Genomic DNA, 22,862 nt, shown 5'->3' on the forward strand with positions numbered 1-22,862 from the left:
CGTATTCCCAATGTAAAAAGGAATAACCAACCACACACCTTTTGGTTGAAGCCTATCAGTAGCTTTGGCTTCTTCCCGATAACGACGTTTATCAACAGTTCACTTGCGTTCACCTTACCTTCCAGCCTAGCCCCTCAACCACCTTAACTACTGGCAGTATCTACACATTCGCCTCACGGCGAATGGCACCGCTTGGCGGGGGTACATTGTCAGGGCGCTTCACACAAATCCGTTACCAGAAATGCGCTGCCCCTAGGCTACGGTTGGTCACACAACCGGTCGTTTACTGAAATGAGATAGTTTGCCTGAAAGGCAAGCCGTCAACAGGTCAGGCCGACAATCATCAACGCAGCTTTTACACGCTTGCATCGACTCGTTTGAAGCTCAAACCGTTACCCGTTTGACTCTCCATACGGCCCCTTTTTGAAGAGCGCTACTTAACAACTTTGTGTCTTGCAGCGAGTGATGGGATTTCCGCGACGTTACTTGGAATTTAATACGCGTATCAGCATCCGCCTTTCGGCAGGCGACATTTGTTCCGGCGGAGCTTTTTCAAACTCACCGGGCGCATAAACCTTTAAATTCTTTACCGAAGGTAAAGTCTTAACAAAGGCTACCAAATCACTGTCTTTGCGAGATCGATCCGTCATGGTTCGCTTCTCCAAGGGTTAGAAAGTTATTCATCAACACTAAATAGTGTTACTGAATTTCTTCCAGTCGTCCAACCCCGAACCTGACTTCGAAAAGTATACTGAGGTGCGTATGCAACCCCAATCGAATGTCAGGGTTGCAGGATTTTCAATAACACCTTTCAGGCTTTCACCTAAAAGTCCTGTTATTGAACCTGTTAAACGAGTATCAGAAACTGCTTAAATTAAACGGTTTCCACCTCGTTTGACAGGGGTTGAAAGTGCAGGGTAGACTGCACCTTCATGCTGTAAAATGCTAATAAAATCAGCAGCTTACAGCGCGCAAGCGCGACTCTCGTCGCACCTACATGTTCGGATAGTTGGGACCGCCGCCGCCTTCCGGGGTGACCCAGATGATGTTCTGGGTGGGGTCTTTGATATCGCAGGTTTTGCAGTGTACGCAGTTTTGCGCGTTGATCTGGAAGCGCTTGCCGCCGTCGTCATTCTCCACCACTTCGTAAACGCCGGCAGGGCAGTAGCGCTGCGCGGGCTCGTCGTACTTGGGCAGGTTGTAGTTGATCGGCACGTCTTTGTCCTTGAGGGTCAAATGACAGGGCTGATCTTCTTCATGGTTGGTGTTCGACAGGAACACCGATGTCAGACGGTCGAACGTCAGCTTGTTGTCCGGCTTCGGATAGCTGATTTTCGGACACTCGCTGGCGGGCTTGAGAGCCTCGTGGTCTTTCTTCAGATCACGCAGAGTGATCGGCAGGCTTCCACGCAGAATGTTCTGCTCGAAGAACGCCAGCGCGCCGCCCAGGATGTTGCCGAACTTGTGCATGCCCGGTCCGAAGTTTCTCTCTTCGTACAGCTCTTTGTAGAGCCAGGACGTTTTGAACTTATCCGCAAAAGCGGTGAGGTCTTCTTTGCCTTCAGAGCCTTTCTGGAGCGCTTCAAACACCGCTTCCGCGCCCAGCATGCCGGACTTCATGGCGGTATGAGAGCCCTTGATCTTGGAGAAGTTCAAGGTGCCAGCGTCGCAACCCAGCAGTAGACCGCCAGGGAAGGACTGCTTGGGCAGAGAATTGAAGCCGCCTTTGGTGATGGCGCGCGCGCCGTAGGATACGCGCTTGCCGCCTTCCAGATATTTGCTGATTTCTGGATGCAGCTTCAGGCGCTGAAATTCTTCGAATGGAGAAACGTGTGGGTTGCTGTAACCCAGGTCGGTGATCAGACCGACGTAAACCTGATTGTTCTCCAGGTGGTAAAGGAAAGAACCGCCGGTAGAACTGCTTTCGGCTAATGGCCAACCCGTCGTGTGAACGACCAGACCAGGCTCGTGCTTGGCGGGATCGATATCCCATAGCTCTTTAATGCCTATGCCGTAATGTTGCGGGTCTTTGCCTTCGTCCAGCTTGAATTTTTCGATCAGCTGTTTGCCCAGGTGACCGCGGCAGCCTTCGCAGAACAGGGTGTACTTGGCGTGCAATTCCATACCGGGAGTGTAGGAATCTTTATGCTCACCATTGTGGCCGACGCCCATGTCGCCGGTAACGATGCCTTTTACGCTGCCGTCTTCATGATACAGAATTTCGGCGGCGGGGAAGCCGGGATAGATTTCTGCGCCAAGGCCTTCCGCCTGCTCCGCCAGCCAGCGGCACAAATTGCCCAGGCTGATGATGAAGTTGCCTTCGTTGTGCATATTGCGGGGCACGAACGCATTGGGCACCTTGATGGCGTTTTCCTGGCTGCGTAATACGAAGATGTCGTCTCGGGTGACGGGAGTATTGAGGGGAGCGCCTTCTTCTTTCCAATTAGGGAAGAGCTCGTTCAGAGCTGTAGGCTCGAAAACGGTGCCGGCCAGAATATGCGCGCCGACTTCCGATCCTTTCTCCACGACGCATACGGTCAGTTCCTGCCCTTTATCCTTGGCCAACTGGAGAATTTTGCAGGCGGCTGACAAGCCCGCCGGTCCTGCGCCCACGATTAGTACGTCAAACTCCATCGATTCGCGTTCCACCATTGATCTCCTTTTAGCTTCACAACTCTCAGTCTAAAAAGTTTATAGGCAACACGGCTTTTGGGGGTCGCGAAAAGCTGCGACGATGCTGTCCCGCGGAAGCGGTCGAGCTGCGTCCCTGACTGATTTTATCCTGTCTTATTTTTCCGACTACGCTGTGCTGCAGTTATTAAAAATCGTCAGAAGTATAATGGATTAAGTCCAGGTAGCATATATCATTCGCCCACTCAAACAAACGTTTGTTTGAATTTTTGCGGAAAATCGCCTTTAATAAGCGGCACGCAGTTAAGAAGAGCGTTTCCGGCGTTGAGCGTCGGGGTCTCAGGCGTCGCCTGCGAGGCCGCTTCCTGAATTCCGGGACGGAGTAAACCCGAATCTTTTTCGGCGTTAACAATAAATCGATCGTCCTTTGATCGCAGGTCCTTTTCGGACGCGTCAGGCGCGTCCCTGAATATTGACCTGAGTGGGATAAGCGTTCAGTATTAGCCTGCTTTGTTTGGACCATATCCTGGCGTTTCGGCTGAAGTTTTTGGCCGAGAACCCGGTTTTCGACAGGGTGGTTATCGGGATAAAAATCCAGAGCCGCGAGGATATGCTTCGTTAATTACACATCACAACACAAACGAGGAATCTATGAAGGTTCTGGTCGCTGTAAAACGAGTAATTGATTACAACGTTAAAGTACGAGTAAAGCCGGATAATACCGGTGTAGACCTGACAAACGTAAAAATGGCCATGAATCCATTCTGCGAAATCGCAGTGGAAGAAGCCGTACGCCTGAAAGAGAAAGGCGTCGCTACCGAAGTCGTCGTTGTATCCATCGGCCCTAAAGCCGCTCAGGAACAAATCCGCACCGCATTGGCGCTGGGCGCTGACCGCGGCATTCACGTGGAGACCGACGAAGAGATTCAATCTCTGGCGGCCGCCAAGCTGCTGAAAGCGGTTGTAGAAAAAGAGCAACCCAAGCTGGTGATTCTGGGCAAACAGTCCATCGACACCGACAACAACCAGACTGGCCAGATGCTGGCGGCGCTGTGCGGTTACGCGCAGGGCACCTTCGCATCCGAAGTGGTTGTTGAGGGCGATAAAGTCAACGTGACTCGCGAAATCGACGGCGGTCTGCTGACCGTGGCGTTGAATCTGCCTGCTATCGTGACCACCGACCTGCGTCTGAACGAACCCCGTTACGCTTCTCTTCCCAACATCATGAAAGCCAAGAAGAAGCCGCTGGACACTGTTTCCCCTGCGGATCTTGGCGCGGAAATCGCTCCCAGACTGACCACCTTGAAAGTGGAAGCCCCTGCGCAACGTCAGGCGGGCATTAAAGTGGGCAGCGTAGCTGAGCTGGTGGACAAGCTGAAGAACGAAGCGAAGGTGATTTAAGATGAGCATTCTGGTAATTGCAGATCACGATAACAAGGTTCTGAAACCCGCTACGTTGAACGTTGTCGCAGCCGCTCAGAAAATCGGCGGAGACGTTCACGTTCTGGTTGCCGGCGCTGATTGCGGCGCGGTTGCTGAAGCGGCTTCCAAAGTGTCTGGCGTAGCGAAAGTGCTGCACGCCGACAACGCCGCTTACGGCCACTTCCTGGCTGAAAATCTGGGCTTGCTGGTCGCTGAACTGGGTAAAGGCTACAGCCATGTGCTGACTTCCGCCGGCACCACCGGTAAGGACTTCATGCCCCGCGTTGCCGCGCTGCTGGACGTGGCTCAGATTTCCGACATCATCCGCGTTGATTCCGCTGACACCTTCGTGCGTCCTATCTACGCGGGCAACGCGATCGCCACTGTGCAATCCTCTGATGCAATCAAAGTCATCACCGTACGTCCTACCGGTTTCGACCCGGTTGCGGCGGAAGGCGGCTCTGCTGCAGTGGAATCCGTTGGTGCGGCTCACGACGCAGGCATTTCTTCTTTCGTGAAAGAAGAGCTGGCCAAGTCCGACCGTCCTGAACTGACCAGTGCGAACATCGTTGTTTCCGGTGGTCGCGGCATGCAGAACGGCGACAACTTCGAAATGCTGTACAAAGTGGCTGACAAGTTGGGCGCAGCGGTTGGCGCATCTCGCGCGGCGGTTGACGCAGGCTTCGTTCCCAACGATATGCAGGTCGGTCAAACTGGTAAAATCGTGGCTCCGCAACTGTATATCGCCGTTGGTATTTCCGGCGCGATCCAGCATTTGGCGGGTATGTCCGACAGTAAAGTAATCGTTGCGATCAACAAAGACGAAGAAGCGCCAATCTTCCAGGTAGCCGATTACGGTCTGGTGGCGGACTTGTTCGAAGCGGTTCCGCAACTGGAAGCTGAACTGGATAAAGTTCTCTAAGCCAGTTTACGAATACTCCCTCCCCAATCCGGGGAGGGATCTCTTCTTCAGGCTGTTCTAGCCGCGCAATTCTTCAAGATCTTCAAACAACTGCAACGCTTCCGGATTGGCGAGCGCGTCCTTGTTTTTAACTTCCTTGCCGTGAATGACGTTCTTCACCGCCAGCTCAACGATTTTGCCGCTGATGGTGCGGGGAATGTCGGCGATCTGAATGATCTTCGCCGGCACATGTCGGGGCGTGGTGTTCTTGCGAATCGTCTGGGTGATGCGGCTGCATAGCTCGTCGTTCAGATCAACGCCGGGGCGGGTTTTGACGAATAGAATGACTCTCTCGTCGTCTCCCCAGGCTTGTCCGACCGCGATACTTTCCAGCACTTCCTCAATCTTCTCCACCTGACGATAGATTTCGGCGGTGCCGATGCGCACGCCGCCAGGATTAAGTACGGCGTCAGAGCGGCCGTGAATGATGACGCCTTTCTGCACCACTTCGCCGTTTTCCGCATGGCTGATGAATTCGCCGTAGTCTCCATGGGCCCAGATGTTGTCGATGGAGGAAAAATAAGCGCTGTGGAAGCGCGCGCCATCCTCGTCATTCCAAAATCCAACCGGCATGGAAGGGAAGGGCGACTTGCAGACCAGCTCGCCTTTGCCTTGCGCCAGAGAACGGCCTGAGTCGTCGACAAACTCGACATCCATGCCCAGGCCGATACACTGTAGTTCGCCCCGGTAAACGGGCAGTGTGGGGCATCCCAGGGCGAAGCAGGACACAATGTCAGTGCCGCCGGAGATGCTACTCAGACAGACGTCCGCCTTCACGTCTCGATAGATATAGTCGAAGCTCTCATGAGCCAGCGGGGAGCCGGTCGAAAGCATGGCCCTGAGACTGTCCAGACGATGGGTCTGCGCCGGTTTGAGGTGATTCTTCTCGCAGGCGGCGTAGAACTTGGCGCTGGAGCCGAATACGTTGATGTTCTCTTCCTGGGCGATGTCGAACAGATGAGAGGGTGACGGATGAAATGGGGAGCCGTCATACAGCACTAGTGTCGCGCCGATCGCCAGACTGCTCACCAGCCAGTTCCACATCATCCAGCCGCAGGTGGTGTAATAGAATATGCGGTCGCCGGGTTTGAGGTCGGTATGCAATCCCAGCTCTTTCAGGTGCTGCAACAGCGTGCCGCCCTGGCCGTGCACGATGCACTTGGGCTGACCGGTGGTGCCGGAGGAGTACATGATGTAGAGCGGTTCGGCGAACCCGCTCCGGACAAACTCAATGGCGCTTTCGCCAGGCGTGTTCACTATGTCTTCCCAGGAAGTCGCCGTGACGCCTGACAAGTCCGTCGGCGCCGCCTGCGGGTTCTTCAGATAGTTAACCCAAACCACCCCATGCAAAGCGGGAAGCTTGCCGACGATATCCTGGACTCGATCCATGGTGTTGATCACTTTGCCATTGTAGTTGTAACCGCGACAGGCGATCAGCAGTTTCGGAGCGATCTGGCCAAAGCGGTCAATCACGCCGTTAAGTCCGAAGTCGGGGGAGCAGGAAGACCAGACGCCACCCAGACTGGCGGTGGCCAGCATACCGATAACCGCTTCGGCGCAGTTTGGAATGAATGCGGCGACGCGATCGCCGGGACCAACGCCATTGGCCTTCAGAAATTGCGCCAGTTTGGCGACTTGGCGATACAGTTCGTTGAAGCTGAGTTCTTCACGACGGCCGTCTTCGCCTCTGACGATAATGGCGGGTTCGTCGCCGTGCTTGCCGTTGCGATGCTTGAGTAGGTTTTCCGCAAAGTTGATTTTGGCTTCGGGGAACCACTGCGCGCCGGGCATCTTGTTGGCATTGCGCAGAAACGGAGCCCCGCCGAGGTCGCCTTTGACCTGAAAGTACTCCCATATCGCCAGCCAGAAAGCCTCTTTATTGTCCACCGACCAGGCATGTAGCGCGTCATAGTGAGATGGCGGCGACAGCTTTCTGGTTTTTAAAAATGCGACGAAGTCGGTGAGTCGTGCTTGTTGTATTCGCTCGTGTCCGGGGCGCCATAAAGGGAGCGCGGTCATAAAGACTCCAATATTATCCTTATTGTGAAGAATGCGCCTGCGACAACGCCAGACCGGCTTTGGAGCCGTTGTTGCGCGCCAGCAGGGTGGAAATCTCATTACCTACCATGGCGAGGCGAGTCAAATCAATGTTTGTTTTCAAGCCGTTGCCGTGCAGCATGTACACCACGTCCTCTGTTGCGACGTTGCCGGAGGCGCCTTTTGCGTAAGGGCAGCCGCCCAATCCGGCGACGGAGGCGTCGACAGTGCGAATTCCAAGGTTGAGGGCTGTGTCGATGTTGGCCAGAGCCTGCCCGTAGGTGTCGTGGAAATGCACCGCCAGCCGGTCGCTCTGTATTTCGGACAGCAGGGCTTTGAGCAGGTTGGCCACTTGATGGGTGGAGCCGACGCCGATAGTGTCTCCCAGAGACACTTCGTAACAGCCTGCTTCCAGCAGCAGTTTAGTGGTTTTCAGAACCTGGGCTATCTCAATGCGTCCCTCGTAGGGACAGCCCAGCACGCAGCTGACATAGCCGCGAACAGGGATGTTGCGCTCCTGCGCCAATGCGAATACTGGTTGAAAGCGCTCAATGCTCTCTTGGATGGAACAGTTGATGTTGCGCTGGTTGAACGCCTCGGAAGCGGCGGTGAACACCGCCACTTCGTTGACCTGAGTCTGTAGCGCCGCTTCCATGCCTTTCAGGTTTGGCGTCAGGGCGGCGTAGACTACATCTTTGCGTTCCGGCAGCTGCTGGATCACTTCGGCGGAGCTGGCCATTTGCGGCACCCATTTCGGGGAAACGAAACTTCCCGCTTCAATATAACTGACGCCCGCGTCGATCAGCCCTTTTATGAGGTGGACTTTCTCTTCAACGCTCAGCAGCTTGCTTTCGTTCTGCAAGCCGTCGCGAGGGCCCACCTCTACGATGCGGACAAAATCCGGATCGCCGGTGATATGCGTGGCGTTCACTTCAGAGGACATATCAGGCTCCTTCGCCGCTGGCTTCAAACGCCACCAGAATCTGGTTGGCGGTGACGACCTCGCCTTCTTTGCACAGCACTTCCGTGACGGTGCCGGCATCGGGCGCGCGGATGCTGTGCTCCATTTTCATGGCTTCCATCACCACCAGAATGTCGCCTTTGATCACTTCCTGGCCCGCTTGCACGGCGGTTTTGACGATAGTGCCGCCCATGGGCGCGTTGAGGGAGCCGCCATCCTGCACATGGTGCTCGGTCAGCGTATTGTCATCCGGAGTCTCGAAGCGCCAGTGTGCGCCGTCTTTGAACAGGTCGATGCAGCTCTCCGAAATTGCGAAACGGAAGCCGCTTTTTACGCCATCCACCCACACATCCACATGGGAGTGATTGCGGTTGAAGCTGACATCCGCCCAGTGCTGGCCGTCGCCGATTTTTAGCTTGTCATGATGCTGTTCAAGCAGCAGGGAGAATGATTCGCCATTGAGCCAGAACTCATACTCGGACGCCTCCACCAGATTCAGGCGCCAGTTGTTGATCTGCGCCCAGGGTGAAAACGGGTCCTGATCGGCGGCGATGGGCGCGCCCTTGAGGTTGGACCAATACAGCGCCGCCAGCGCGCACTTGGCGTTAAAAGGAATTTCCCGATCCGCTTTTTCCAACCCTGGGTTGGCTTCCAGGAAGCCCGTCGTCAAACGCGCCTTTATGAAGTCGTCGCTGTTGATAATACGGCACAGATAGCCGGTGTTGGTGGTGACGCCGGTCACCAGGAAATCCGCCAGCGCGTCTTTCAGGCGTCGCCGCGCCATCTCGCGGGAGGGCCCCCAGCCGATGACCTTGGCGATCATCGGGTCGTAAAAGGGGGAAATCTCGCAGCCCGCTGCGACGCCGCAATCAATGCGAGTATGCTCGCCGCTTGTGGGAGCGGAGAGAAAATGCAACGCGCCGGCGCTGGGCAGAAAACCATTCTCCGGATCTTCCGCGTAGATGCGCGCTTCAATGGCGCAGCCATTGCTGCGAATGCGATCCTGGGTCGCCGGTAAAGGCTCGCCGCCAGCGACTTTGATCTGCCACTCCACCAGGTCGAGACCCGTGATCATTTCCGTCACCGGGTGCTCCACCTGCAGGCGGGTGTTCATTTCCATGAAATAGAAGTTTTCATTTTTATCGACCAGGAATTCCACCGTGCCGGCGCCGACATAGCCAATCGCCTTGCCGCAGGCGACCGCCGTTTCTCCCATTTTGCGACGGGTCGCGTCGGCGAGATGAGGGGCGGGCGCTTCTTCGATGATCTTCTGATGGCGACGCTGGATGGAGCAGTCGCGGTCAAACAGATAGACGCCTTCGCCATGAGCGTCGAAGAAGATTTGCACTTCGACGTGACGAGGCTGTTCGATCAGCTTTTCGATCAGCATGGTTTGATCGCCGAAGGCGTTTTTCGCCTCACGCTGCGCGGACGCCAGCTGTTCATCAAATTCAGAGGGCGCGCGCACGGCGCGCATGCCTTTGCCGCCGCCGCCCGCGCTGGCTTTAAGCAGGACCGGGTAGCCGACAACCTCGGCCTGGGCGCGCAGGACGTCAACGCTTTGGTCTTCTCCGTGATAGCCGGGGATCAGGGGAACATTGGCCTGTTCCATCAGATGCTTGGCGCGGGCTTTATCGCCCATGGCGTCAATAGCTTTGGCGGGAGGGCCAATAAATTTCAAAGATTCCTTGGCGCACAGCGCGGCGAAACTCGCGTTCTCCGACAGGAAGCCATAGCCGGGATGGATAGCGTCGGCGCGGCACTTTTTCGCTACCGCGATGATTTTATCCTGATTCAGGTAAGTCTCCGTGGCGGTCACCCCGCGCAGGGGATAAGCCTCGTCGGCTTCCTGCACGAACGGCATGTTACGGTCCACATCCGCATATACGGCGATCGTACGCACACCCATGCGACTGGCGGTGCGGATAATGCGGCTGGCGATCTCGCCGCGATTGGCGATCAATAGCGTCTCAATCATGCTCGGCGGCTCCATCGGAAAGGGTCCAGGCGGCGGGTCGTTTTTCTAAAAATGCGCTGAGCCCTTCCTGTCCTTCGGAAGAAACGCGCACGTCGGCGATGGCGCGAGTGGTGTGTTCGACCAGCGCATCGTCAATGGGGCTTGCTTCGACCCGGCGCAGCAACTCTTTGGCGCGGGACAGGGCATTGGGGCCGTTCTGTTTGAACAGGCGGGTGAAAAGCTCCACTTCCGCATCCAGACTGGTCTCTTCGACGATTTCGTGGATCAGGCCAAGGCGTAGCGCCTCTTTGGCGTCGAACAGCTCGGCGGTCAGGGTGTAGCGCTGCATGGCGCGAGGCCCGATGGCGCGGAGTACATAGGGGCTGATCACCGCGGGCAGGATGCCCAGCTTTACTTCGCTCAGACAGAACTTGCTGCGCGCGCTGGCGATAGCAATATCGCAGCAGCTGATCAGGCCCAGGGCTCCGCCGAAGGCGCTGCCTTGCACTCGGGCGATAGTCGGCTTGGGCAGTTCAAAGAGGCCGCGCATGAGTCTGGCCAGTTCGGCGGCGTCATCCAAGTTGGCTTGATGGTCTGCATTGGCGTTGGCGCGCATCCATTCCAGGTCGGCGCCGGCGGAGAAGTGCTTGCCTTCGCTACGCAGGACGACGATGCGCACGGCGCTGTCGTTGGCGGTCTCCTCGATCATTTCATTCAGGGACTGAATAACATCGGCGTTAAAGGCGTTATGCTTTTCGGGCCGGTTTAATACTATTTCCGCAACGCCCTGATTTACGCGGTATAAAACGGGTTCTGACACGGCGTAACCTCTCTTGTTGGTCTGGTGGTTGGCTGAGTTGGCGTCATGTGAAGTCCTTGTCGCGCCTACATGCGGAACACGCCGAATTTGCTGTCTTTAATCGGGGCGTTCAACGAGGCGGAAAGCGCCAGACTCAACACCATGCGGGTGTCCGCCGGGTCGATGATGCCGTCGTCCCATAAGCGCGCGGAGGCGTAATAGGGGTGCGACTGCTCGTTGAACTGCTGAATAGTAGGGGCCTTGAACGCCTGTTTCTCCTCTTCGGTCCACAGCGCGCCTTTGCGGCGTAGATTGTCCTCGCGCACCTGCGCCAGCACGCCCGCCGCCTGCTCGCCGCCCATTACTGCGATGCGCGCATTTGGCCACATCCACAGAAAGCGGGGGTTGTAGCCGCGGCCGCACATGCCGTAGTTGCCAGCGCCAAAGCTGCCGCCAATGATTATAGTGAACTTGGGCACTTCCGCGCAGGCGACAGCGGTGACCAGCTTGGCGCCGTTTTTGGCGATGCCGCCTTCCTCATACTGCTTGCCGACCATGAAACCGGTGATGTTCTGCAGGAACACCAGAGGAATTTTGCGTTGGCAGCACAGCTCGATAAAGTGCGCGCCTTTGACGGCGGACTCGCTGAACAAAATGCCATTGTTGGCGATGATGCCCACAGGGTAGCCGTTGATACGAGCGAAACCGCACACCAGCGTCGCGCCATAAAGCGCCTTGAACTCGTCGAATTCGGAGCCGTCCACCAGTCTGGCGATGACTTCGTGCACGTCATAAGGCGTACGCAGATCAGTGGGGACGACGCCGCGCAGCTGTTGAGCGGGGTAGAGCGGCTCTACCGGCGTCTGGATGTCCATGGAGACAGTTTTCTTGCGGTTGAGGCGTTTAACCGCCTGTCTGGCCAGCAAGAGGGCGTGAAACTCGTCTTGAGCGTAATGGTCTGCCACCCCGGAGATTCTGCAATGAACGTCTGCGCCGCCCAGCTCCTCGGCGCTGACTTCTTCGCCGGTCGCGGCTTTCACCAAAGGCGGTCCCGCCAGGAAAATAGAGCTCTGTCCTTTCACCATGATGGCTTCGTCCGCCATGGCGGGCACATAAGCGCCGCCAGCGGTGCAAAGACCCATTACCACGGCGATCTGAGGAATGCCCTGGGCGGACATGCGCGCCTGACGATAAAAAATGTGCCCGAAGTCTTCCTTGTCGGGGAAGACTTCATCCTGCTGCGGCAGGTTGGCGCCGCCGGAATCCACCAGATAGATGCAGGGCAGGTTGTTCTCTTCTGCGATCGTCTGAGCGCGAATGTGCTTCTTCACCGTCAGTGGGTAGTAGGTGCCGCCTTTGACCGTCGAATCGTTGGCGACGATCATGCATTCAATGCCCTCGACCCGTCCGATACCAGCGATGACGCCTGCGGCGGGCACGTTGTCTGCGTAGACGTTGTAGGCGGCGAATTGGCCGATTTCAAGAAACGGCGAACCGGGATCGAGCAACTTGGCGACGCGCTCACGGGGCAGCAACTTTCCTTTTGCGCGCTGCTTTTCCTGAGCGGCGTGACCGCCGCCTTGTTCGATAAAACTGATTTCAGTCTTGAGATCATCCACCAGTTTGCTCATCGCCGCATATTGGCTTTGATAGCTTTCGCTGTCGGTGGATGTTTGGGATTTCAGAACAGCCATAGCTTCGTCCTGTCTTGCTGGGTGGTTGTTTGGATTCCGTGTAGAGAACGGCAGCCGAAGGCTACCGAGACTCCTCGAACAGTTCGCGGCCGATCAGCATTCTGCGGATCTCAGAGGTGCCGGCGCCGATTTCATATAGCTTAGCGTCGCGCAGCAGTCTGCCAGCGGAGAATTCGTTGATGTAGCCGTTACCTCCCAGAATCTGAATGGCGTCGAGGGCCATCTGGGTGGCTTTTTCCGCGCAGTACAGAATCACGCCAGCGGCGTCCTTGCGTGTGGTTTCGCCACGATCACAGGCGGCGGCGACTGCATAAAGGTAGGCGCGGCAGGCATTCAGGGTGGTGTACATGTCCGCCACTTTGCCCTGAATGAGCTGGAACTGGCCTATAGCCTGGCCGAATTGCTCACGCTCATGGATATAGGGAACGACGACATCCATACAGGCCTGCATGATGCCAATAGGGCCGGCGGCCAGTACGACGCGCTCGTAGTCCAGGCCGCTCATCAGGACTTTCACGCCCTGGTTGAGGCCGCCGAGAATATTTTCTTCCGGAACTTCGCAGTTATCGAACACCAGCTCGCAGGTGTTGGAGCCGCGCATGCCCAGTTTGTCGAGTTTGGGTGAGCGGGAGAAGCCGGGATAATCGCGCTCCACGATGAATGCGGTGATGCCTCTGGGGCCTGCCTGAACGTCAGTCTTGGCGTAGATGACGTAAGTGTGCGCGTCAGGGCCGTTGGTGATCCACATTTTGGCGCCGTTAAGCACATATTTGTCGCCTTTTTTTACCGCCTGCAATTTCATGCTGACGACATCGCTGCCGGCGTTGGGCTCGCTCATGGCGAGAGCGCCGATATGTTCGCCGGAGATCAGTTTTGGTAGATATTTCTGTCTTTGCTCTGGCGTGCCGTTACGGTAAATCTGGTTAACGCACAGGTTAGAGTGGGCGCCGTAACTGAGCGCGACAGATGCGGATGCGCGGCTGATCTCTTCCATGACGAGGACATGAGCCAGATATCCCAGTTCAGCGCCGCCGAACTCTTCGCTGACGGTGACGCCCAACAGACCCATTTCTCCCAGGCGCGGCCACAATTGGTTGGGGAACGCGTTGTCTTTGTCCACCTGCGCGGCGATGGGCGCGATCTCTTTTTGCGCGAATCCCGCCACCTGTTCACGCAGCATATCCAGGGTTTCGCCCAGTCCGAAGTTCAGGGAGTGATAGTGATTGGCCATAATGGTTCCTTTGTTATTTTTAACGTTGAATCAATGTCATCAGAAGAAGGCCTGCTGCGATTTGTTGCGCACGCTCGCCGCGCACACGCTTAGTCAGCCTTTTTCAAAGTCCGCCAGCGCCTGTTGGCAGCGCTCTTCCGCTTCATCCAATTCCTCCTGCATGAGGCGGATATCAGAAAGCTGCTGCTTCAGGATGTCTCTTTTTTCCGCAATCTTGTTCAGCATCAGTTGGAGCTGCACCCGGTTGCCGCTGTCCGGGTCGTACATGCAGATAATTTGTTTGGATTCCGCCAGGGAGAAGCCGAGTCGTTTGCCTCGCAAAATAAGCTTGAGGTAGACGCGGTCTTTTTCGGAGTAGATGCGGGTCTGTCCCTGTCGTTCCGGGCTGAGCAGCCCTTCCGCTTCGTAAAACCTGATTGTCCTTGTGGTAACGTCGAACTCCTTCGCTAGGTCACTGATGCTGTAGTTTTTTGTCATGGGCGTTCTCTGTCTGAATTGAGCAAAATTATTGCAGCAAGTTTACGTTTACGTCAACGTTATAATGCGCCGCCATGAAGAGACGGGAAGTAGGTGATGCCTGAGTAAGTAGATAAAAAGAAAATAGGTCGGCGGCTAGAAGGTGCGCTGAAGCAAAATAATAAAGTGATAGCGGAAAAGTGCTTGATTGGAAAAGAAAAACACAAACAAGTCAGAAATCAGGCGCGGCTAATCGCGCCTGCTTGAATGAGGTATGAGATCAGAGGCGGGTCTGCAACTGTTGCAGCATGCGCGTGTTTAAATCGTTCCACTGATCCAGTCGGTTGGCTTGACCTACGCGTTTGCCCAAGCCGCGCTGTTTGGACAGCCATAGCCCGTCGCCATTGAAGCTGTAGATGGGATAGAGGTCATCGCGTTCGGAGCCTGAGCGGATTTCCTGAATCAGATTGTCCAGTATCAGCGGTTCTTTGTCCTGGTCTGGGTAGTACGCAAGCACCATATGCGCCTGATTGAGCTTTAGCGCCTTAACGTAGGTGATGCGTAATTTGTCGTCCGGCACGCCCATTTCGCGCAAGGCGAAATATTTGGCGATGGAGTAGTCTTCACAGTCGCCGCCATTGGTGACCAGCAGCTCAACGGGCGTCGCCCAGTAATCTTCCTGCCCCCAGTGTTTGATGTCCGGAACGAACTGAGTTTCGTTAAAGAAGGCGTTGACCATCATTAACTTACGTTCGTCAGGGATGTCTTTGGGGGTGTTGAGCAGTTTTTGCCAGCGCTCTAGGCGCTCGCGGGCGGAGCCGCCGTATTCGCGCTCCACATGAGTCAGAATTTGTTGACTGATTTCGAAGGCCGCAGACGCAACAAGAGCCCAGCATGAAAACAGGGTAATGGCTGTTTTGACACGCAATTTTCTTGTCCACTGCATAGGTGGGGCGTCCCGTCGTCGATGTCGTTGGTGTGGTTAATGCCGGCTGTTAGACCGGAGTCGTAGTTATGTTTATGAGTTTAAGTATAGGAATTAATCGGAAATATGACTGGATGAGTTTTGTAAAACTGTGTAAGGAAAGGTGAATCTTAAGACTAGCCCTAAGTGGCTTAAATACAAGGGAAATAAAGTTAATTGAGCTGGGATGGCCAGGGTTTGAAAAAGCAAGGATTAGAAATCGTTAATTTAGGGAGGGGAATTGGGCGCCGGAACGATATTGACGTTTCGGCGCTTAAAATCGGGCGCGACTAACCGTTGTTCTTTTGACGGATTTGTTCGCGCAATTTTTGCAGTCGATCACGAATTTCCTGACGACGTTGTTCGTCCATTTCGCTCAGCTCTGAACTGTTATCGTTGGAGGGCTCGGAAAGCTCTTCCGGCGGCTGATCGATAGCATAAGTCGGTTCTTCCTGATAGGCGGGTTCTGAAATCGCCTGCTGAGAGCCGTCGTCATGAGGCGCATCTACGACCGGAACCGGCTCGCCGCCGCTGTCAGGCTGCTCATACTTGGGTTCTTCGTACTGAGGCTCCGGGTATTCAGGCTCTTGATACTGAGGCTCTTCGTAGACGGGTTCCTCGTAGGCGGGCTCAGTATAGTCAGGGGCGTCGTCGCGGGAGACGCTGGCGTAGCTTTCTATACTGGCGCCGGAACTGGACTCTTCCGGGAAGAACAGGTTCTCTAGGCTGCCTCGGCGATCAATGACCACGCGGTTGGCGTAGACAGAGTGTAGCGTTGCGTTGCCGGGCATGTTTTCGCCCACGCGGAAGAAATCGGTATTGCGATCCGGACCCTCAATCAATGCGCCGCCGGACTCGCCTTTTTCAAGGTTGGTGGCGGCCACGCCGCGCAAAGTCAGGCGCAGATTGGTGGAGGGGAGATCTTCCGTTTCTTTCTTCTGGGCGATAGGTTCATTTTTGCCGAACAGATTGAGGGGCGCCAACTGTTGTACGGTGCGTTCCTGTTTGACCTGGGTTGCTGGCGCTGCCTTGACTACAATTTCCTTCTTGGTGTTGTAGTCGAGCCAGAACTGATAACCGCGCCAACCAACCGTTGCGGTAGCGGCGATCAACAGTAGCGACGCCGTAATGGAGGGGGCGGAATTGAGTAGTTTGTCTTTGTTCACGATGAATCTGTCTCGGTGTTCTAATGGCTCGCTTTTTATTATGTGCGACCATTGTCCCGGTTAAGTAATTCTGTGCCCGGTATTTTTGCTGTAGCAGCTCTAAAAGAAAAGTCCGGAATTCTCAAAAATATACTAAAAACGGGTATTTAATGGCCTTTATTACATATAATTAACTATAAATGAAATGAGACCAGGTAGTCTGGAATCTCTTGAAAAGATAAAGTAGATTCTCAAACCTTCCCGGCTTCCATGTATGGCCTGAGCGTAAGCCGGAATGACAATGTTTACAATAGACTAAAGGTTAGATATGGACGAGCGCCAACTCGAAGCAACTGAAGACGCGATTCCAGTATTGACGGACGATTCCGAAGATCAGGAGGATCAGCCGCGGTCCTATTACCGCCTGCCGTTTTCATTCGCCAAGCGTCATGGCGTGTTCGTCGGTCAGCCGGATGAGAATCATGGCCAAGTTGTTTATTTTAAAGAGTCGCTGAAGCCGCAAATATTTGCGGAAGTAAATCGATATGTCGAAGGTAAATGCCGCTTTGAAGTGATAGAAGACGGCGTCTTCGAGGATGGTCTGGCGAAGGCCTATCAGAATGACTCCACCGAAGCGATGCAAATGGTGGAGGGGCTGGGTGACGACATGGATCTGGCCAGTCTGGCGGATTCCGTTCCAGAAACGGAAGACCTGCTGGAGCAGGAGGACGACGCGCCTATCATTCGTCTGATCAACGCCATCCTGACGGAAGCGGTAAAAACCAACGCTTCAGATATTCACATAGAAACCTTTGAAAAAGACCTCGTCGTGCGCTTCCGCGTGGACGGCGTATTACGGGAAATGGTCAAACCGAAGCGGGCTTTGGCGCCGCTGTTGGTGTCTCGTATCAAGGTTATGTCCAGGTTGGACATCGCGGAAAAAAGAATTCCACAGGACGGCCGGATTTCCCTGCGCGTTGCAGGTAAAGAAGTAGATATCCGGGTGTCCACCATGCCTTCCGCCAACGGCGAACGTATCGTACTGCGTTTGTTGGATAAACAGGCGGGCAGGTTGAAGCTTGAAAAGCTTGGTATGGCCGATCGTGACTTCAATCTGATCAAGAAACTGATCCATCGTCCCCACGGCATTATTTTGGTGACGGGTCCTACGGGCTCCGGTAAAACCACCAGCTTGTACGCGGGACTGTCTGAAATCAATGACCGCAGCCGCAATATCCTGACGGTTGAAGACCCTATCGAATACAACCTGCCCGGCATCGGTCAGACTCAGGTCAACACCAAAGTCGATATGACCTTTGCACGAGGTCTGCGCGCCATTCTGCGTCAGGACCCGGACGTGGTGATGATTGGTGAGATCCGGGACTTGGAAACGGCCGAAATCGCAGTACAGGCGAGTTTGACTGGACACTTGGTATTGTCCACCCTTCACACCAATAGTGCGGTGGGGGCAGTAACCCGTTTGATGGATATGGGCGTGGAGCCATTTTTGATATCTTCCAGTTTGATCGGCGTAATAGCTCAGCGTCTGGTGCGCGTATTGTGCGAGCACTGCAAAGAGGCTTACACGCCGGACGACGAAGTTTGCGAGTTCCTCGGCATTGATCCGCAAAATCCTCAGCATATCTACCACGCGAAAGGCTGCGCTGAATGTAACCACCTCGGCTATCGCGGACGTTTGGGGATCTATGAGGTGATTGAGGTCGATGAGGAATTGCGTCACCTGGTGCATAAACAAGCCGGCGAAATGGAGCTGGAAGCCTGCGCGCGCAAGCGTGGCCCCAGCATTCATGCGGACGGCATCGCTAAGGTGTTGAAGGGCCTGACCTCTGTGGAAGAGGTGGTGCGGGTAACTCACCGGGAGTAAAGCGCAAAGGGCGATTATTGAAGAAGGTTCGACGGCGGGCGCTTACTTCAGAACGGCAGTCTAAATTTCATAGTATTACCGCATATGGCAGCATTTGATTTTAAAGCCCTGGACCAAAAGGGGCGTCCGCAAAAAGGCGTTCTTGAAGCGGATAGCGCCCGTCAGGTCAGGCAGCAGATTCGAGATAAAGGCTGGACGCCGCTGGAAGTCACCCAGGCGTCTGACAAGCAGAGCAACAAAAATGGCGGAGGCGCCTTTCGTCCTCGCGGCAGTCGGCTTAGCGCCTCTGATTTGGCGCTGTTGACCCGTCAGATCGCCACACTGATTCAGTCCGGCATTCCGGTAGAGGAAACGCTGAGCGCTGTGGCTTCGCAAAGCGAAAAAGCCAAAGTCAGAAGTATGATGCTGGCGGTGCGCGCGAAGGTGCTGGAGGGGTATTCGCTGGCGGACAGCCTTAGCGAATTCCCCAGCGCGTTTCCGGAGCTTTACCGTTCAACGGTAGCGGCGGGTGAGCATGCAGGTCATTTGGACTTGGTATTGAATCGTCTGGCTGACTACACCGAGCAACGGCAGATGAGTCGGCAAAAAATACAGCTGGCCGCCATCTACCCGGTGATTCTTACCTTCGTGGCGTTCGGCATCGTCGGCTTTTTGCTGGGTTACGTCGTACCTGACATCATCAAAGTGTTCGTCAGCAAAGGGCAGGAGCTGCCTGCGTTGACCCAGGTGATTCTGGCGTTGAGCGATTTCGTCGCCAGCTATGCGCTGTTTATTGTGGCCGCTCTGATCATCGCCTTCTTTTCCTTCACTTATGCAATGAAAAAAGAAGGCTTCCGACTTCAGGTGCATCGGCAATTGCTGCACCTTCCCTTCACCGCGAAGATGTCGCGGGGAGTTAATACCGCCCGTTTCGCCAGTACTCTCAGCATACTCAACAGCAGCGGCGTGCCGCTGGTGGACGCCATGCGCATCGCTGGCGAGGTGTTGAGTAATCAATGGCTGAAACTACGGGTCGCCGAAGCGGCGCAGAAAGTGCGGGAAGGCGGCAGTCTGTACAAGTGCCTGGAGCAGACCGGTTATTTTCCGCCGATGATGATTCATATGATCGCCAGCGGCGAGGCCAGCGGTGAGTTGGGGGAAATGCTGGAAAGGACCGCCAGCAGCCAGGAAAACGATCTGCAAAGCCGCATCGCAACGATGGTCGGACTGTTCGAGCCCTTGATGCTTTTGGTCATGGGTGGCGTCGTACTGATCATCGTTATGGCGATCATGTTGCCGATTTTGAGCATGAGCGATCTGGTTGGTTAAAATACACATCAATAAAAGAAGTAATGTTACAGAGGGAAAAAATGAAACCTAAAGCGTCATTCAAAACCAGGAAATCCGTACAGGGCTTCACCCTGATCGAAATCATGGTTGTATTGGTTATCCTTGGATTGCTGGTGGCTGCTGTAGCGCCCAAGATTTTGGGGCGCGCTGACCAGGCGAAAGTGACGACCACGCAAACCAACATCAAAACCATCAGCAATGCTCTGAATATGTACAAGCTGGATAACTACAATTATCCCAGCAGTGAGCAGGGCATCGAAGCGCTGGTGAATAAGCCGTCCGGTTTCCCAGAAGCGAAAAACTGGAACCCGGATGGTTATATCGACAAACTGCCTGTTGACGGCTGGCAGAGAGAATTCGTTTACATTGCTCCCGGCACTCATGGCGCTTTTGACCTGTATTCATTAGGCGCTGACGGTAAAGAAGGCGGCGAAGGTTACGACGCCGACATCACCAGCTGGGATAAATAACCGATGCGCCGTCTCTGTGTCAGGGGCGGCGATTGGATAGAGACATTATGAAGCGCGCTCACAAAGGTTTTACGCTGATTGAAATACTGGTCGTGCTGGTCATTATCTCGGTAATGGTCGGCATGGTCACGTTGGTGGTCAGTGGTAATCGTGAGCGCCGGGAGTTGGAAAATGAGGCCAGAAAACTTCTGGCCATCATGCAGATGACATCCGACGAAGCCATCTTTCAGAATGTGGACATTGGATTGCGCCTGGACGATCACGGCTATGCGTTCATGGGATTTGACGATACGGCGCTTGCCTGGATTGAATTGCCGCAGGAATTTCTGAAAGAAAGAGAACTGCCTGAATGGGTGGTTTTGGACTTTGACAAAAAGAACAAAGAAATTGAGCTGAAAAACAAGGACGAAGGCAAGAAAGACAAGAAGGACGACAAAGACAAGAAGTTCCTCCCTCAAATTCTGTTTTTGTCCAGCGGGGAAAATACCCCGGTCAACATCGAGCTGAAGCTGAAAAGTAATGAAGACATTAAGTTCATCATCAAGTCCGATGGGTTGAACGGATTTGAGTTGAAAGGGCTGGCGGATGATGAAGATGCTTAAACCGTTGCGGCGGTCGCCGCGAAGCCGAGCAGAAGGCTTTACGCTACTGGAAGTGCTGGTGGCGTTGCTCATTTTTTCCATCAGCGTCGCCGCTTTGGTGCGTGGTATGACGCAGATTGTGAAGCAGACGGAGCAGTTGGAGCTAAAAACTTTCGCCGCCTGGATTGCAGACAATGAATACACCGAGCTCGCCATCGCGGAAAACTTCCCCGCCGTTGGTGAGAAGAAGAAAACGATAGAGTACGCCAGCCGTACTTGGCGTGTTGTCGAAAAAGTCATCGCGACGCCGAACCCCCAGATGAGAAAAGTGGAAATTCAGGTCCTGATCGCCGATACGGCGAACTTGTCCGAAAGGCAGGTTATCTCGGTCACCTCGTTTATAGGTAATAACTCCTGATGTCTCCCGCAGTCATGTCGTCAAAACCCGCCGCCGTAACATCCCGCTCCCGGGAGCGAGGCTTTACTTTGCTGGAGGTGCTGATCGCCGTCACCATCACGGCGATTATCGGGACGGCCGCGTTTCAGTTTTTGGGGCAGGGGATACGCAACAAAAAAAATCTGGAAACCAAGAGCGAGTCTCTGGAAGAAATTCAAAAGGCGCAGCGCGTGCTGGAAGGCGATCTCGGTCAAATTGTCGCCCGTAGCGTACGCGGGGAATATGGCGATGAATTCTATTCCGTCACTAACCTTAATGCGCTGAAGCTGATCGAGTTTTCCCGCACGGGTTGGCGAGACACTAACGATCTGCTGGAGCTGATCGCGGATGATGAAGAGGAAATCAGTCGCCGCAGTAATCTGCAGCGGGTTTCTTATGAGCTGGAAGAGAATACGTTATATCGGGAGTACTGGGAGGTCATGGACCGGGCGCAGGACTCTCAGCCGCTGAAGCAGCGTCTGCTGACGCACGTCAAATCCGTGAAGTTCAGATTTATGGACAAAGACAACCAGTGGCATAACGAATGGCCAACGGAAGACATGTTGACCAATCAGAACGAGCCCGCCTATTTGAAAGTGCCTAAAGCGCTGGAAATTACCTTGGACCATGAGAAGTTCGGCAGCATCCGTCGCATATATCAAGTGGCGGGTTGGGCTGAGATTAAGGATTCCGCCAATGGCGGCGGTAATGGCGGTACTTCTGGAGGCGGTAGCGGCGGTAACAATTCCGGTGGCGATAAACCCGATCCCAATGGTGGCGGCGACTCAGGTAGCGGTCGTGGTTAGTGGCGGAAATCGCGGGCTGCGCAAGCAGTCCGGCATAGCGGCGCTTATCGTCATCTTCATCGTCGCGCTGGTGATGGTGCTGGTGGCCGGCCTCTTTAATATTCATTACCTGGATATTCGACGCACCTCTAATATTCTGGAGCAAGATCAGGCGAAGATGTACGCCCTGGCGGCGGAAACCTATGCCAGAACCATATTGCGTGAGGACTTCGCCCAGGATAAAAAAGCCAACAAAATGGTGGACCACGAGGTCGATAACACTGATGAGCCCTGGGGGCAGTACGCGATTCAGATTCCCATCGACACCAATGTCGGTATTCAGGGGCAAATCGACGATCTCATGGGGCGCTTCAATATTAACAGTCTGGTCACCAATAAAAACGGCGCCAGCGCAGTCAATAAAGAAGCGGTCCAGCAGTTTGAGCGTTTGTTGAGTTCACTAAAAGACATCAATCCGGATGTGACGGCGGAGAAGTTCGTAGACTGGATTGACGTGGACGATCAGATCTATCAGCTCAAAGGCGCGGAAGAAGAAACCTATCTGCTCAAAAAGCCGCCATATCGCGCCGCAAACTCGTATTTCAATGATATATCGGAATTTTGGCTGATCGACGGCATGGACGCGGCGACTTATAAAGAGCTTAAGAAGTTTGTGGCGATACTGCCCAACAGCTCCGGCATGCTCAATGTGAACACCGCGCCGGCGGAAGTGTTGATGGCGTATATTCCCGGGCTGGATAAACAGACTGCGGATAAGATTGTCGACATTCGCAAAGAGGAAGGGCATTTCGCTGACGTGAATCAGTTTCTTTCTCTGGCCGAGTTAGCGGGCAAGAAGGAAATACCCAAGAAATTGTTTAGAGTGAATAGCGAGTATTTTCAAGCGACGTTGCGCGCTATTTTTAATGAACGGACAACGCGGTTAATATCTATAATTCATCGTGACGCTGAAGAAGGTAACACCAGCGTTTTGCGACGGGATTTTGGTAAGAAAGAAGACATTACCAAGGAAGTGTATGTTCCCAAATAAGGACAGGATCAGTTTCTGGCTTTCCGTCGCGGGACTGTTCGGAAGAAAATAATTAAATGTGTGAATT

Annotated in this window: 20 protein-coding genes; 9 read left to right on the forward strand and 11 right to left on the reverse strand. The window is 54.5% G+C overall.

Annotated features, from left to right (window positions below):
* Positions 1 to 482 precede the first annotated feature (482 nt).
* Together ACQYWX_RS13065 and ACQYWX_RS13070 are read right to left on the reverse strand one after the other, a co-directional pair.
* On the reverse strand, positions 483 to 650 hold the full coding sequence (locus ACQYWX_RS13065) for a hypothetical protein (RefSeq protein WP_431689074.1): 168 nt from the start codon (positions 648 to 650) through the stop codon (positions 483 to 485).
* Positions 651 to 993: 343 nt separating this feature from the next.
* Positions 994 to 2,652, reverse strand: a complete 1,659-nt coding sequence (locus tag ACQYWX_RS13070) for an electron transfer flavoprotein-ubiquinone oxidoreductase (protein ID WP_431689075.1) — start codon at positions 2,650 to 2,652, stop codon at positions 994 to 996.
* Positions 2,653 to 3,282: 630 nt separating this feature from the next.
* On the opposite strand from ACQYWX_RS13070, the gene ACQYWX_RS13075 reads away from it, so the two are divergent.
* Entirely contained in the window at positions 3,283 to 4,032 is a 750-nt protein-coding gene (locus ACQYWX_RS13075; protein ID WP_216738004.1) for an electron transfer flavoprotein subunit beta/FixA family protein, read from the forward strand.
* A 1-nt stretch (position 4,033) separates the two neighbouring features.
* Positions 4,034 to 4,975 carry an electron transfer flavoprotein subunit alpha/FixB family protein gene (locus ACQYWX_RS13080; RefSeq protein WP_216738003.1) on the forward strand — a complete coding sequence of 314 codons (942 nt, stop codon included), beginning with the start codon at positions 4,034 to 4,036 and terminating at the stop codon, positions 4,973 to 4,975.
* A gap of 57 nt (positions 4,976 to 5,032) precedes the next feature.
* Here ACQYWX_RS13080 and ACQYWX_RS13085 read toward each other — a convergent pair whose 3' ends face one another.
* The 9 genes from ACQYWX_RS13085 to ACQYWX_RS13125 all read right to left on the reverse strand — a co-directional run bounded on the left by ACQYWX_RS13085 (position 5,033) and on the right by ACQYWX_RS13125 (position 16,279).
* A complete protein-coding gene (locus ACQYWX_RS13085) occupies positions 5,033 to 7,033 on the reverse strand; it encodes an acetoacetate--CoA ligase (RefSeq protein WP_431689076.1) in 2,001 nt (666 codons plus the stop codon).
* A 19-nt stretch (positions 7,034 to 7,052) separates the two neighbouring features.
* The gene (locus ACQYWX_RS13090; protein ID WP_431689077.1) at positions 7,053 to 7,994 is read right to left on the reverse strand and encodes a hydroxymethylglutaryl-CoA lyase; all 942 of its coding nucleotides are present in this window, start codon (positions 7,992 to 7,994) and stop codon (positions 7,053 to 7,055) included.
* A 1-nt stretch (position 7,995) separates the two neighbouring features.
* Positions 7,996 to 9,990, reverse strand: a complete 1,995-nt coding sequence (locus ACQYWX_RS13095) for a biotin carboxylase N-terminal domain-containing protein (RefSeq protein ID WP_431689078.1) — start codon at positions 9,988 to 9,990, stop codon at positions 7,996 to 7,998.
* Positions 9,983 to 10,789 carry an enoyl-CoA hydratase/isomerase family protein gene (locus ACQYWX_RS13100; RefSeq protein ID WP_431689079.1) on the reverse strand — a complete coding sequence of 269 codons (807 nt, stop codon included), beginning with the start codon at positions 10,787 to 10,789 and terminating at the stop codon, positions 9,983 to 9,985. Before ACQYWX_RS13100 ends, ACQYWX_RS13095 begins: the two co-directional genes overlap by 8 nt.
* A gap of 65 nt (positions 10,790 to 10,854) precedes the next feature.
* Positions 10,855 to 12,462, reverse strand: coding sequence for a carboxyl transferase domain-containing protein (locus ACQYWX_RS13105; RefSeq protein WP_431689080.1), 1,608 nt, complete (start codon positions 12,460 to 12,462; stop codon positions 10,855 to 10,857).
* Positions 12,463 to 12,523: 61 nt separating this feature from the next.
* The gene (locus ACQYWX_RS13110) at positions 12,524 to 13,693 is read right to left on the reverse strand and encodes an isovaleryl-CoA dehydrogenase (RefSeq protein WP_431689081.1); all 1,170 of its coding nucleotides are present in this window, start codon (positions 13,691 to 13,693) and stop codon (positions 12,524 to 12,526) included.
* A gap of 93 nt (positions 13,694 to 13,786) precedes the next feature.
* Positions 13,787 to 14,170 (reverse strand): MerR family transcriptional regulator, encoded by a 384-nt coding sequence (locus ACQYWX_RS13115; RefSeq protein WP_216737996.1) that lies wholly within the window; start codon positions 14,168 to 14,170, stop codon positions 13,787 to 13,789.
* Positions 14,171 to 14,429: 259 nt separating this feature from the next.
* Positions 14,430 to 15,095: a transglutaminase-like cysteine peptidase gene (locus ACQYWX_RS13120; protein ID WP_127970108.1), complete on the reverse strand. Its 666-nt coding sequence runs from the start codon at positions 15,093 to 15,095 to the stop codon at positions 14,430 to 14,432.
* Between the two features lie 308 nt (positions 15,096 to 15,403).
* A complete protein-coding gene (locus tag ACQYWX_RS13125; RefSeq protein ID WP_431689082.1) occupies positions 15,404 to 16,279 on the reverse strand; it encodes a type II secretion system protein N in 876 nt (291 codons plus the stop codon).
* 307 nt (positions 16,280 to 16,586) lie between these two features.
* Here ACQYWX_RS13125 and gspE point away from each other — a divergent pair, with 307 nt between their 5' ends.
* The 7 genes from gspE (at position 16,587) to gspK (ending at position 22,795) form a co-directional block, all read left to right on the forward strand.
* On the forward strand, positions 16,587 to 18,143 hold the full coding sequence (gspE, locus tag ACQYWX_RS13130) for a type II secretion system ATPase GspE (RefSeq protein ID WP_279507140.1): 1,557 nt from the start codon (positions 16,587 to 16,589) through the stop codon (positions 18,141 to 18,143).
* Between the two features lie 84 nt (positions 18,144 to 18,227).
* Positions 18,228 to 19,451 (forward strand): type II secretion system inner membrane protein GspF, encoded by a 1,224-nt coding sequence (gene gspF / locus ACQYWX_RS13135; protein ID WP_216737994.1) that lies wholly within the window; start codon positions 18,228 to 18,230, stop codon positions 19,449 to 19,451.
* A 41-nt stretch (positions 19,452 to 19,492) separates the two neighbouring features.
* Positions 19,493 to 19,942 carry a type II secretion system major pseudopilin GspG gene (gene gspG, locus ACQYWX_RS13140; RefSeq protein ID WP_431689083.1) on the forward strand — a complete coding sequence of 150 codons (450 nt, stop codon included), beginning with the start codon at positions 19,493 to 19,495 and terminating at the stop codon, positions 19,940 to 19,942.
* 47 nt (positions 19,943 to 19,989) lie between these two features.
* The gene (gene gspH, locus ACQYWX_RS13145) at positions 19,990 to 20,544 is read left to right on the forward strand and encodes a type II secretion system minor pseudopilin GspH (RefSeq protein ID WP_216737992.1); all 555 of its coding nucleotides are present in this window, start codon (positions 19,990 to 19,992) and stop codon (positions 20,542 to 20,544) included.
* On the forward strand, positions 20,528 to 20,941 hold the full coding sequence (gspI, locus tag ACQYWX_RS13150) for a type II secretion system minor pseudopilin GspI (RefSeq protein ID WP_216737991.1): 414 nt from the start codon (positions 20,528 to 20,530) through the stop codon (positions 20,939 to 20,941). Before gspH ends, gspI begins: the two co-directional genes overlap by 17 nt.
* Positions 20,941 to 21,765, forward strand: a complete 825-nt coding sequence (gene gspJ / locus ACQYWX_RS13155; protein WP_216737990.1) for a type II secretion system minor pseudopilin GspJ — start codon at positions 20,941 to 20,943, stop codon at positions 21,763 to 21,765. Before gspI ends, gspJ begins: the two co-directional genes overlap by 1 nt.
* Positions 21,668 to 22,795 (forward strand): type II secretion system minor pseudopilin GspK, encoded by a 1,128-nt coding sequence (gene gspK, locus ACQYWX_RS13160; RefSeq protein ID WP_431689084.1) that lies wholly within the window; start codon positions 21,668 to 21,670, stop codon positions 22,793 to 22,795. Before gspJ ends, gspK begins: the two co-directional genes overlap by 98 nt.
* The last annotated feature ends 67 nt before the right edge of the window (positions 22,796 to 22,862 follow it).

This window comes from Hahella sp. NBU794 (genome assembly GCF_050749805.1).
Lineage (GTDB): Bacteria > Pseudomonadota > Gammaproteobacteria > Pseudomonadales > Oleiphilaceae > Hahella.

Coding starts and splice junctions, on each gene's coding strand:
- ACQYWX_RS13065 (WP_431689074.1), bottom strand. CDS start 650: ATGACGGATCGATCTCGCAAAGACAGTGATTTGGTAGCCTTTGTTAAG.
- ACQYWX_RS13070 (WP_431689075.1), bottom strand. CDS start 2,652: ATGGTGGAACGCGAATCGATGGAGTTTGACGTACTAATCGTGGGCGCA.
- ACQYWX_RS13075 (WP_216738004.1), top strand. CDS start 3,283: ATGAAGGTTCTGGTCGCTGTAAAACGAGTAATTGATTACAACGTTAAA.
- ACQYWX_RS13080 (WP_216738003.1), top strand. CDS start 4,034: ATGAGCATTCTGGTAATTGCAGATCACGATAACAAGGTTCTGAAACCC.
- ACQYWX_RS13085 (WP_431689076.1), bottom strand. CDS start 7,033: ATGACCGCGCTCCCTTTATGGCGCCCCGGACACGAGCGAATACAACAA.
- ACQYWX_RS13090 (WP_431689077.1), bottom strand. CDS start 7,994: ATGTCCTCTGAAGTGAACGCCACGCATATCACCGGCGATCCGGATTTT.
- ACQYWX_RS13095 (WP_431689078.1), bottom strand. CDS start 9,990: ATGATTGAGACGCTATTGATCGCCAATCGCGGCGAGATCGCCAGCCGC.
- ACQYWX_RS13105 (WP_431689080.1), bottom strand. CDS start 12,462: ATGGCTGTTCTGAAATCCCAAACATCCACCGACAGCGAAAGCTATCAA.
- ACQYWX_RS13110 (WP_431689081.1), bottom strand. CDS start 13,693: ATGGCCAATCACTATCACTCCCTGAACTTCGGACTGGGCGAAACCCTG.
- ACQYWX_RS13115 (WP_216737996.1), bottom strand. CDS start 14,170: ATGACAAAAAACTACAGCATCAGTGACCTAGCGAAGGAGTTCGACGTT.
- ACQYWX_RS13120 (WP_127970108.1), bottom strand. CDS start 15,095: ATGCAGTGGACAAGAAAATTGCGTGTCAAAACAGCCATTACCCTGTTT.
- gspE (WP_279507140.1), top strand. CDS start 16,587: ATGGACGAGCGCCAACTCGAAGCAACTGAAGACGCGATTCCAGTATTG.
- gspF (WP_216737994.1), top strand. CDS start 18,228: ATGGCAGCATTTGATTTTAAAGCCCTGGACCAAAAGGGGCGTCCGCAA.
- gspG (WP_431689083.1), top strand. CDS start 19,493: ATGAAACCTAAAGCGTCATTCAAAACCAGGAAATCCGTACAGGGCTTC.
- gspH (WP_216737992.1), top strand. CDS start 19,990: ATGAAGCGCGCTCACAAAGGTTTTACGCTGATTGAAATACTGGTCGTG.
- gspI (WP_216737991.1), top strand. CDS start 20,528: ATGATGAAGATGCTTAAACCGTTGCGGCGGTCGCCGCGAAGCCGAGCA.
- gspJ (WP_216737990.1), top strand. CDS start 20,941: ATGTCTCCCGCAGTCATGTCGTCAAAACCCGCCGCCGTAACATCCCGC.
- gspK (WP_431689084.1), top strand. CDS start 21,668: ATGGCGGTACTTCTGGAGGCGGTAGCGGCGGTAACAATTCCGGTGGCG.